This window comes from Prescottella equi (assembly GCF_020171745.1).
GTDB classification, from domain to species: domain Bacteria; phylum Actinomycetota; class Actinomycetes; order Mycobacteriales; family Mycobacteriaceae; genus Prescottella; species Prescottella equi_A.
Map to the genome: position 1 here is coordinate 1 of NZ_JAIVAH010000046.1, position 779 is coordinate 779.

Here is a 779-nt window from a genome sequence, read left to right on the forward strand (position 1 = left end):
CCACTGCCGGCCGTCAGCTCACCGCTGCCGGTGTCGCCACTGCCCGTGTCGCTGCCCGAATCGCTGCCGGATCCGAGGTCCGCGAGGCTCCCGAGGTCCAAGTTCGAGCTACCCACCTCGGTCTCGCCCGTGCTGCCCAGTCCGAGGCTGCCGAGTGCGAGGTCCGTGAGGCTGCCCAGATCGAGATCCGTGCTTCCGGCGGTCAGCTCACCGCTGCCGGAGTCGCCGCTACCGGAGTCGCTGCCCGAATCACTGCCCGAACCGAGGTCCGCGAGGCTACCGAGATCCAGACCCGAGCTGCCGGCATCCGTGCCACCCGCACTGCCCGCGTCACCGGTCGAGCCGAGGGCCGCCGCACTACCCACGACCGGGAGGGCCAGGCTGCCGAACGGAAGCGCCAAACTCCCGAGAGCCGCCTCACCCAGGCTGCCCAAGTCGAGATCGCCACTGCCCGCAGTCAACTCACCACTGCCGGTGTCGCCACTGCCCGTGTCGCTACCGGAATCGCTGCCCGAACCCAGGTCCGCGAGGCTCCCGGCATCCAGCCCCAAGCTGCCCAGTACAAGCTCGCCCAAGCTGCCCAAGTCGAGATCGCCGCTGCCCGCAGTCAGCTCACCGCTGCCGGAGTCGCCGCTACCGGAGTCGCTGCCCGAATCGCTGCCCGAACCGAGATCCGCGAGGCTACCGAGATCCAGACCCGAGCTACCCGCGTCCGTGCCGCCCGCGCTGCCCGCGTCACCCGTGGACCCGAGGGCCGCCGCGCTACCCACGACTGGGAG

General features: G+C 71.0%; 1 pseudogene. It reads right to left on the reverse strand.

Annotation, left to right across the window (positions count from 1 at the left end):
- A pseudogene (locus LCL87_RS25530) lies at positions 1-779 on the reverse strand (hypothetical protein); the annotation flags it as partial.